General features: G+C 44.5%; 7 protein-coding genes. 2 read left to right on the top strand and 5 right to left on the bottom strand.

Annotated features, from left to right (window positions below; translation table 11 throughout):
* A partial coding sequence (locus AACS98_RS09300) for a calcium-binding protein (RefSeq protein ID WP_369815973.1) occupies positions 1 to 1,828 on the top strand: 1,828 nt, incomplete at its 5' end.
* A gap of 126 nt (positions 1,829 to 1,954) precedes the next feature.
* Here the strand turns inward: AACS98_RS09300 and AACS98_RS09295 are convergent.
* Positions 1,955 to 2,752, bottom strand: a complete 798-nt coding sequence (locus tag AACS98_RS09295; RefSeq protein WP_066378693.1) for a creatininase family protein — start codon at positions 2,750 to 2,752, stop codon at positions 1,955 to 1,957.
* A 270-nt stretch (positions 2,753 to 3,022) separates the two neighbouring features.
* On the opposite strand from AACS98_RS09295, the gene AACS98_RS09290 reads away from it, so the two are divergent.
* Positions 3,023 to 3,736, top strand: a complete 714-nt coding sequence (locus AACS98_RS09290; RefSeq protein WP_066378646.1) for an ROK family protein — start codon at positions 3,023 to 3,025, stop codon at positions 3,734 to 3,736.
* A gap of 86 nt (positions 3,737 to 3,822) precedes the next feature.
* Here the strand turns inward: AACS98_RS09290 and kdpC are convergent, their stop codons facing one another.
* The 4 genes from kdpC to priA form a co-directional block, all read right to left on the bottom strand.
* Positions 3,823 to 4,422 carry a K(+)-transporting ATPase subunit C gene (kdpC, locus tag AACS98_RS09285; RefSeq protein WP_066378640.1) on the bottom strand — a complete coding sequence of 200 codons (600 nt, stop codon included), beginning with the start codon at positions 4,420 to 4,422 and terminating at the stop codon, positions 3,823 to 3,825.
* Positions 4,423 to 4,648: 226 nt separating this feature from the next.
* The gene (kdpB, locus tag AACS98_RS09280) at positions 4,649 to 6,754 is read right to left on the bottom strand and encodes a potassium-transporting ATPase subunit KdpB (RefSeq protein ID WP_066378639.1); all 2,106 of its coding nucleotides are present in this window, start codon (positions 6,752 to 6,754) and stop codon (positions 4,649 to 4,651) included.
* A gap of 214 nt (positions 6,755 to 6,968) precedes the next feature.
* Complete coding sequence (kdpA, locus tag AACS98_RS09275; protein ID WP_066378637.1) at positions 6,969 to 8,654, bottom strand: potassium-transporting ATPase subunit KdpA; 1,686 nt, start codon at positions 8,652 to 8,654, stop codon at positions 6,969 to 6,971.
* A gap of 337 nt (positions 8,655 to 8,991) precedes the next feature.
* A partial coding sequence (gene priA, locus AACS98_RS09270; RefSeq protein ID WP_232317133.1) for a replication restart helicase PriA occupies positions 8,992 to 10,063 on the bottom strand: 1,072 nt, incomplete at its 5' end.

The following is a 10,063-nucleotide window of genomic DNA, read 5'->3' as shown; positions in this document are numbered from 1 at the left end:
CGTCCTCAACAGCCAACCCACAGATGATGTCACCATTACTCTCAACCCTGGCACACAACTAACAACCATCCCCAACACCCTCACCTTCACCCCCGCCAACTGGAACATAGCCCAAGAAGTCACAGTCATAGCCCTGAATGATGCTGTAATTGAGGGTAATCACTCAGATACTATCACCCACACAGTCACTAGCAACGATCCTAACTATTCTAATTTGACGATTAATCCCATCAACGTTGCTATCACCGACAACGATACCGCAGGTGTCACCATCAGCCCAACTGACGGCAGCACAGATGTCACCGAAGGCGGGGAAGGAGATACTTATACAGTCGTCCTCGACAGACAACCCACAGATGATGTCACCATTACTCTCAACCCTGGTACACAACTAACAACCAGCCCCAACACCCTCACCTTCACCCCCGCCAACTGGAACATAGCCCAAGAAGTCACAGTCAAAGCCTTGAATGATGCCATCACAGAAGGCAATCACACAGGTACTATCACCCATACCATCAGTAGCGACGATAGTAACTACAGCAACCTCAGCATTGCTGATATTACCGTCAACATCACCGATTACAACGGCACACCCATCCAAGGCACAGGCGAAAAAGAAATTCTCCGAGGTGGAAACAACGCCGATGTCATTGAAGGCTTAGACGGTAATGACTACCTGCTAGGAGGCGGCGGTGACGACAACCTCGATGGCGGTGCTGGTAATGACTACGTATTCGGTGGCGCAGGTGATGATATCATCAAAGGTGGTGATGATGCTGGCTTTGACCTACTCTACGGCAACCAAGGTGAAGATACCCTTGATGGAGGCGACGGTGACGACAACCTCGACGGTGGAACAGGAAATGATAGCCTGATTGGTGGTCGTGGTAATGATATCTATACTGTCGATAGTGCTGGCGACACCGTAGTTGAGAATGACGGTGAAGGCAGAGATAAAGTTAACTCTTTCATCGACTACACACTCGGAAATCACTTGGAAAATCTCACCCTCTTGGGTAATGCCGAGAATGGTACTGGTAACAGCCTCAATAACCATATTATCGGTAACAATGCCAATAATATCTTATCTGGTTTAGAAGGTGATGATTGGTTAATGGGTAAGGGCGGTAACGACACCCTGTATGGTGGTGCTGATAATGACCGACTTGATGGTGGTGCTGGTGATGATAGTCTATTTGGTGGTGTTGGTAATGATATCTACGAAGTCGATAGTGGAGACGACACGATTGTTGAACTCGCCGATGAAGGTATTGATACAGTTATCTCTGTTGTAGATTGGACATTAGGCGACCACTTAGAAAACCTGACATTGGTGAGAAATGCTGAATTTGGTGAAGGTAATGAACTCGATAACCACATCTTTGGTAACAATCAAAATAATGAATTGCGTGGTTTAGACGGTGATGATTTTCTCTCCGGGGGAGTCGGGGACGATACACTCACTGGTGGTGTTGGTGATGATACCCTAGTTGGTGGTCGTGGTGCAGATACCTTTGACTTGATTGGTGTTCTCGGTGGTGTTGATACTATTAACGATTTCCGCGTTGGTGAAGATATTATCCAAGTGTCTGCATCTGAGTTGGGTATCACACCACAAATGATCGCTGATAACAGCTGGTTTATCAGGGGGACGAGTGCGACTACAGACACTCACCGCTTGATTTACAATCAAACTACAGGCGCACTGTTCTTTGATGCTGATGGTAGTGGTGCTGGTGCGTCGGTACAAATAGGCTTGTTCTCCAATCGTGCGGTTTTAACTGCTGACAGTTTTGTTGTTGACGGTGGTCAGGCGGTCAGGTAAACTGATTCTCTCACTGTCAGGACTTACGCAACTGGCATATTAGTAGGGTGCGTCAGATATCAAAAATCTGTTTATTGGCAGCATTTAAGCAGTCTGACGCACCCTACAAGACTACAAGACTGATGTTTAACTAGGCTGGCGAAAGTTGTAAATTTCTGTAATTACGTCTACCCAACCATCAGAGACAGATTCTAAAATGCGATCGCCTTTTTCTTTAGTCGCTGTAGTCGCATCACCAATTACACCACTTTTACTAATATCCTTTGTCACCCAAGCCACGGGTAGCTTACCCTCCCAACTCAACAAACTACCTGCCGGCTGTTCTGGGGGATATTCCGCCACGGCTTGCTCTAACCTCACCTGCTCTGGTAAAATAGCCAGCATAATGCTAGTTTCCGCGTCTCCGGCGTGCATTCCTTGGGTTGCTTCCTTTGGTGTCAGCAATTCTTTAGTAATGTGAGGTACACGCCAAGTAAAAAGCGGAAATACCCAAAAGTCGCCATACTTAACGTGTAAATCCCGCGCTGCCATTTGCATCACTTGGGGTTGTCCCCCGTGGGAATTCATCAATACTAGCTTTCTAAAGCCAGCACGGTAGATACTTTCGGCAACTTCGATGATTGTAGCGGTGAGTGTTTCGGTGCTGAGGGTAATTGTACCGGGAAAGTGCCAATGTTCGTTAGATTTACCATAATATAAAGTAGGCAAAGCGTAAGCCGGAATATTAGCATCCAACTTTGACAAAGCCTTACCTAAAACACCTACACTAATAGCAGCATCAACAATCAGTGGTAGATGAGGCCCGTGTTGTTCAATTGCCCCCACTGGTTGAATGATAACAACATTTTCCTTATTCGGCATAGCCTGAATTTCAGTCCAGGTGAGATAGGGAAAAAACCGTTCTGGGGGAATAAAGTTGTGCATCTGGGAAAATTCAAAATTCAAAATTCAAAATTCAAAATGAAAGAAGCGGCTTTTGGCTGCTGCGATCGCATCATTTTTATATTAACTGGGAATTAGAAGGGACTGGGTACTGGGAACAGGGGAGAAGAACTTTTACCCAGTCAACCGTCAACCGTCAACCGTCAACAATTGTGAATTGATTTGTCTCCCTCATCTGCCCAACCTCTAGCTTCTAACCTCCAATTCAGCGCATAATAACCAAGTCTGAAACAATCAAAGGAAGGACAATCAATGGTCGAGGATAATGGCTCAATTCGCACTTTATCGGTTGATATTGGTGGTAGTGGTGTCAAAGCGATAGTCTTAGATATCACAGGAAACCCCGTGAGTGAACGGGCGCGTGTTGATACACCCCAACCCGCTACACCAGAAGTGGTGATCAATGCCATCATGGTATTAGCAGCTGCTCAAGGTGAGTTTCATCGTGTCTCGGTAGGTTTTCCGGGTGTGGTGCGCTATGGTGTCACAGAAACAGCAGTAAATTTACATCCAGATTGGATTGGGTTTGATTTAGAAACAGCACTTTTGCAACGATTAAATAAACCTGTACGGGTGATTAATGATGCAGATATGCAAGGATTGGGGGCGATTAAAGGTAAAGGTGTAGAGTTGGTAATTACGTTAGGTACTGGTTTCGGTTCGGCTTTGTTTGTCGATGGTAAATTAGTTCCGAATATGGAAATGGGACATCATCCGTTTCGCAAAAATGAAACTTTCGAGGAACAGCTAGGAAGGGCGGCGTTAGACAAAATTGGTGAGAAAAAATGGAATCGTCGGTTAAAAAAGGCGATCGCATCTTTGCAGAGTTTATTCAATTATGATTACCTTTATATTGGCGGCGGTGAAGCTGTAAAAGTAAATTTTCAGCTACCCTTAAATGTGCGACTCATTCCTAATATCACTGGGTTATTAGGTGGTATTGCTTTGTGGCGAGATGAAAGGTAAGTTTGAGGAGTAGAGGCAGCAAAGGCAGCAAAGGAAGCAAAGGAAGCGGAGTCAGAAATTCTTTCCTCATACTCACTCAAGAGTCTCTAACTTTGCTCCCGGTTAATATCTTGCAAGTCAAGAGCATAATTTAACCGCAAAATATTAACTCCTGGTTCGCCAAAAATTCCTAAAAATCTCCCTTCAGTATATTTATTAACTAGCCTTAATAGTTCATCGGCTTGGACATCACGGGCGCGAGCAACGCGCTCTATTTGTTGTCTAGCAGCTTGGACGGAAATATGTGGATCTAAACCTGAGCCAGAAGTATAAATTAAATCAGCTAAAGGTGGGATATTTTCTTCTTGCAGTTTATTTGCTTGTTCAATAATACGAGTGAGCAGTTCTGGATTACTAGGTGCAAGATTACTAGCACCAGATATACCCGTTGTTCTGGCTCTTCTCCCCTGAGAATATCTGACTGCACTGGGACGACCATGAAAATATTTTTCGGAAACAAACACTTGACCAATTAAGGCTGAACCAATTGGTTGAGCCTCTATATTTTGCATGATGCTACCGTTAGCTTGAACTGGAAATAAACCTTGACCAATCACTAAAATAGCTAGAGGATAGATAATTGCGGTGACTAACCACAGTACCAGAGTCAGACGAAAGGCTTTGATGATTTCTCTAATAAAAGACATAGACATTTTTTTAGTTACTCTAAGAATTTAACTGGTAATTTTTTCTAGAATTCATTCAGATTAACGGAGAACAGGGAACTCTTAATAGGGAACAGCATATTAGTAGGGTGCGTCAGGTATCAAAAATACGTTTATTGATAGCATTTAAACAGTCTGACGCACCCTACAAGACCTTTGTCATGTAACACTTGCGTCAGAATATAATCGCGTTTCTACTATTGACTTTTTACGCTAATCCTACGGCAGTAATCAGGATATCTATGAATTTAATTGCAATCAATGGTGCAATTACTCCACCCAAACCATATATTAGAATATTGCGTTGTAATAACTGATTAGCTGTTAATGGTCGAAATTGCACGCCGTTTAAAGCTAGGGGCATTAAAGCGGGAATAATCAAGGCGTTATAAATCAAAGCTGACAGCACAGCCGAATTAGTGCTAGTTAAATTCATAATATTCAAACCTTGCAGATTAGCACCTGCAAAGATGACTGGGATAATGGCAAAGTATTTAGCAATATCATTAGCCAGAGAAAATGTTGTTAAGGCACCACGGGTAATTAGCAGTTGTTTACCGATGCTGACAATATCAATCAACTTGGTGGGATCAGAGTCCAAATCTACCATATTGGCGGCTTCTTTGGCGGCTTGAGTTCCCGTATTCATGGCTAAACCAACGTTAGCTTGAGCTAAAGCGGGTGCATCGTTGGTTCCGTCTCCAGTCATGGCTACGAGTCTACCTTGGGCTTGTTCCTGTTGAATGACGGTGATTTTATCTTCTGGTGTGGCTTCAGCGATAAATTCATCAACGCCAGCTTCTTCAGCTATGACGGCTGCGGTAATGCGGTTATCGCCTGTGAGCATGATAGTACGTACTCCCATGCGGCGCAATTGGTCAAAGCGATCGCGAATACCTGGTTTAACAATATCCTTCAGATAAATCACGCCATAGATTTCATTACCCAAGCACACGGCTAAAGGTGTACCCCCCTGTTGGGAAACTCGCTCATAAGCAGCATCTAATTCTGGGCTAATTTGCCCATGACGGGAACGGACAAAACCTTTAATAGCTTCTACTGCGCCTTTTCTGGCTTCCCTTCCCCCTGGTAAATTAGTGCCACTCATCCGAGTTTTAGGGGAAAATTCCACTCCTTGAGCTTGTCTGAAGTCTAAATCAAATTTGGCACCCAACTTTTCGGCTAGGCGGAGAATTGATTTACCTTCTGGTGTATCATCAAATACGCTTGTGACCCAAGCCACGCTAGCCATTTCTGCCATTGAGTGACCATTGATCGGGATCAATTCTTCAGCTAAACGATTACCTAATGTAATTGTACCTGTTTTATCGAGAACTAAGGTATTCACATCACCGCAAGCTTCTACGGCTCGTCCTGATGTGGCGATGACGTTAAATTGGGCTACTCTATCCATCCCAGCAATCCCAATAGCATTAAGTAAACTCGCTATAGTGGTTGGTATCAAAGCTACAAGTAGGGCAATTAAAATTGAGACGTTAATGGGACTGTTGACATAGTAGGCAAAGGCGGGTAAGGTAGCCACCACAAACAAAAACACCAAGGTCAAAAAAGTCAATAATATACTCAGTGTAATTTCATTGGGGGTTTTGCTGCGTTCTGCGCCTTCGACTAAGGCAATCATCCGGTCAATAAAGCCTTTGTCTGGGTCGGCGGTGACACGTATAATCAATTCATCGGAGAGAATGCGAGTACCACCGGTGACGGAACTGGCAATATCTGAGCCTGATTCTTTTAGGACTGGTGCAGATTCTCCAGTAATGGCTGATTCATCCACTGAAGCCACACCCATAATTACCTCCCCATCGGCGGGGATGATATCACCAGCCACTATATATATAGTGTCGCCTTGTCTGAGGCTAGTAGCCGGGACTTCGGTGATCATACCATCGGGTGAGAGTTTCTTCGCGGGTGTTTTTGATTTGGTGGCACGCAAAGCATCGGCTTGGGCTTTACCTCGTCCTTCGGCGACGGCTTCCGCGAAGTTAGCAAACCAAACCGTTAAGAACAAAGTCCCGGTTAATATGCCGTTGAAAAGTTGGGGATTTGGCTGTTGTGTAGGGCCGAATAAATCAGGTTGGATGGCGAGGGCGAAGGTGATGAGAGTCCCCAACCACACCAAAAATATTACCGGGTTTTTGATGGCAGCTTTGGGATTAAGCTTGATAAAAGCATCCCAAATCGCCCTGAGATAGAGTTGTCTAGGATTAATTTTCGCTTTTTTGCTGGCGCGACGGCGATCGCCTGTACCAGAAAGAGGTGTTTTTATTTTAGAGGTAGCTGCCACTGTCTTCATTGAATTTATGTAATATTGGATTGATATGAACGGGGAGATGGGGAACTAACATCAAGAATTTCTCCCTTATAGCTCTGATGCAATTTACAATTGTTTCTGGCTTTACTCTTTGCGTCTGGTGCGCCTGTATGTGAGCTTTTAAAAGTATTATTCAGCGACACCAAAGAATATCAGCAGTCTCTTGTCTACCTTCTCCCCGAAACTCAAATATCTTCTAACTACCAGATGCTAATTTAAAACCTTCAGCAATTGGCCCTAAAGCCAAGACTGGGAAGAAAGTCAACACCCCCAAAAGCAAGACAATACCAGCCGTGACAGTGGTAAATAGCAAGGAATCAGTTTTGAGGGTGCCAGAGGTTTGGGGTACTGTTTGTTTACGAGACATACGATCAGCTAATAGCAGGATGGCAGTCATGGGAATATAACGCCCTGCCAAAATGCTGAAACTGCCGCTTAAATTCCACCACAGGCTATTATCTGCCAATCCTTCTAAACCAGAACCATTGTTAGCACTAGCTGAGGCGTACTCATAAACGACTTGAGAAATGCCATGAAAGCCGGGGTTAGTAATGCCGGAAAGGGAAAAGGGATAAGCTAAGGCGATCGCACTGGGAATTAACACCAAGATAGGATGAATCATCAATACCATACTGGCGAGGATAATTTCCCGCCTTTCGATTTTGCGCCCAAAAAATTCTGGTGTGCGTCCGACCATCAGTCCTGTGAAGAATACAGTCAGAATCAGGTAAACTAACAGATAAGCTGTGCCAATTCCTTGACCACCCCAAATCATTTGCCAGCATAAATTAAATAAAGTCGCAAATAGTCCTGATGGCATTAAGGAGTCGTGCATGCCGTTGACAGCACCGCAGACGCTAGCGGTTGTCATCACTGCCCATAGTGCTGTTTCTGCCCAACCAAATCGGACTTCTTTACCTTCTAAATTCGGCTGTTCTACTCCTAAAGTGCCATTGACGAGAGGATTACCTTGTAGTTCTCCTCCGGCAGCTATCCAGACGAGAATGATAAATACTGCAAATACCATCCAAAACAACAGCCAAGCTTGTTTGATGTTTTTGGCAAACACACCATAGGTGTAAATCATGGCGGCGGGAATGGCAATCATGGCGATGATTTCGATCAAGTTCGTCACACCATTGGGATTTTCAAAAGGATGGGCTGAGTTAGTAGCGAAGAAGCCACCGCCGTTATCACCCAACATTTTGATCATCTCAAAGGAGGCGACAGGGCCTCTAGCTATGTATTGGGTTCCTCCCTCTAGGGTGGTGACAGTCAAAGGTGCTTGTAATGTTTGCGGTACACCTAAAGCAACTAAGGCGATCGCACCCAGTACCGAGATAGGCAGTAATATCCTGGTAATGGCACGGATGAGATCAACGTAAAAGTTGCCTAAGTTTCTCCCCGTTATTCCCCGAATAAAGGCAATGCCCACCGCTAACCCAGTAGCAGCCGAGGTAAACATCAAAAATCCTAAAGCTGCAACTTGGGAAAAGTAACTCAGGGTTGTTTCAGGAATGTAATGTTGTTGGTCAGTATTAGTAACAAAAGAAACTACAGTATGGAGGAGAGTATCCCACCTGGGCGCACCAAATCCATTGGGATTTCCAGGTAAAACTCTTTGCAAAAATATCAGTAAATACACTAGCAAACCCATGCACAGGTTAGTGGATAGTATTGCTTGTACATACTGCCAACCCGTCATTTCATCTTTAGGGCGAATCCCCGCGATTACATAGAAACTGCGTTCTATCGGATTCATGACAGCATCTAATAATGTCCGTTCACCGAGGAACACACGCGCTATGTAATTACCCAGAATGGGTGTGATTGCTATCACAATACATAGTGTTAAAACAATTTGTAACAAACCTTGTCCCATTGATTTCGCGCTCAATTTTCAGCCAATACTGTCTAGCTAATTCTGAGAAATAAAAAATAACCTATTTATATATCGGAGTGTGAGCAATTTGGCAATATTTCACACTACTCAATTCATTTAGCTATGATTATGGTTTTCAGTCTTGATAATTTTCTACGTAATCTGTGAACTACCCAACCTTGGCTTTCCTTACGGAACGCTTACGCGAACGCCTGTAGGTTGGGCTTCTGTACTCACGGGGGAGTGCCGCAGATGAGACTTTCGCCCCATCTTTGGTCTTAGCTTAATTGCCTCTGTCAACCTGGATAATTCCCCTAATTAGCCACAAAATTGCAGATTAGATGATATTTAAAGGGTCTACATCGATTGTCAAGCTAACACCATCACAACAGAGCGATCGCACTTCCTCCCAATCAGGTAACTGCGGTAAAGTGTCGGGATCAAACTTCAGCAATATTTGCCAGCGATAACGATTAGCCACGCGCATCACACTAGCTGGTGCCGGGCCTAATATTTCAAATCCCTGATAAGCATCTAAATGTGTAGCCATGATTTCGGCTGTATTCTGTACTTGGATGGGATCAAGACTACTCAACCGCAGTAAAATTAATCTACCGTAAGGTGGGTAATTCAGGTCTTGGCGTTGTTCTAATTCCGCTTGTACAAACGAGTGATAATCATGATGTCTCACCGCCGCAATTACCGAATGTTCTGGGGTGTAGGTTTGCACAATCACCCTACCAGGTTCATCACCTCTGCCAGCCCTGCCAGCTACTTGCGTCAGGGTTTGAAATGCTCGTTCACTGGCGCGATAATCTGATAAATGTAGCAAACCATCAGCCGCCACCACCCCCACCAGTGTTACTTGCGGTAAATCTAAGCCTTTGGTAAGCATTTGTGTTCCCACTAATAAATTCGCTTCCCCGTTAGCAAACCGAGTCAGTAGGGTACGATGTGCGCCTTTGGTGCGGGTGGTATCGCTATCAAAGCGGATGTAAGTTAAATTTGGGAACTGTCGGCTTAATTCCTGGGCGACTCGCTGAGTACCACTACCAAAGAATTTCAGGTAAGGGGACATACATTCGGGACAATTTTGGGGATGCGATCGCACATAATTACAATAATGACAGCGCAACAATTGCGGCGCGTCTAATTCCGTTTGGTGATACGCTAAAGACACATCACAATGCGGACATTCCAACACATAACCACAACTGCGACAAGAAACAAAAGTGCTATGTCCCCGGCGATGAATAAATAAAATTCCCTGTTGTTTTGTCTGTTGCAGTTGTTCTAAAGCTTGTTGTAGCTTTCTACTAAATATAGAACGATTCCCCTCCTGTAACTCTTGCCGCATATCCACCACTTCCACCGGTGGTAAAGGGCGCGAGTTGATGCGTTGCGGTAGG

The organism is Anabaena sp. CA = ATCC 33047 (assembly GCF_963870205.1).
Taxonomy (GTDB): domain Bacteria; phylum Cyanobacteriota; class Cyanobacteriia; order Cyanobacteriales; family Nostocaceae; genus Trichormus.
Note: the sequence above shows the minus strand (reverse complement) of the source record. Positions and strands in the feature narration are given on the sequence as shown.

What these genes read in the sequence shown, in the direction of transcription:
- AACS98_RS09290 (WP_066378646.1), top strand. Translation starts at nt 3,023, where the DNA reads ATGGTCGAGGATAATGGCTCAATTCGCACTTTATCGGTTGATATTGGT.
- kdpC (WP_066378640.1), bottom strand. Translation starts at nt 4,422, where the DNA reads ATGTCTTTTATTAGAGAAATCATCAAAGCCTTTCGTCTGACTCTGGTA.
- AACS98_RS09295 (WP_066378693.1), bottom strand. Translation starts at nt 2,752, where the DNA reads ATGCACAACTTTATTCCCCCAGAACGGTTTTTTCCCTATCTCACCTGG.
- kdpA (WP_066378637.1), bottom strand. Translation starts at nt 8,654, where the DNA reads ATGGGACAAGGTTTGTTACAAATTGTTTTAACACTATGTATTGTGATA.
- kdpB (WP_066378639.1), bottom strand. Translation starts at nt 6,754, where the DNA reads ATGAAGACAGTGGCAGCTACCTCTAAAATAAAAACACCTCTTTCTGGT.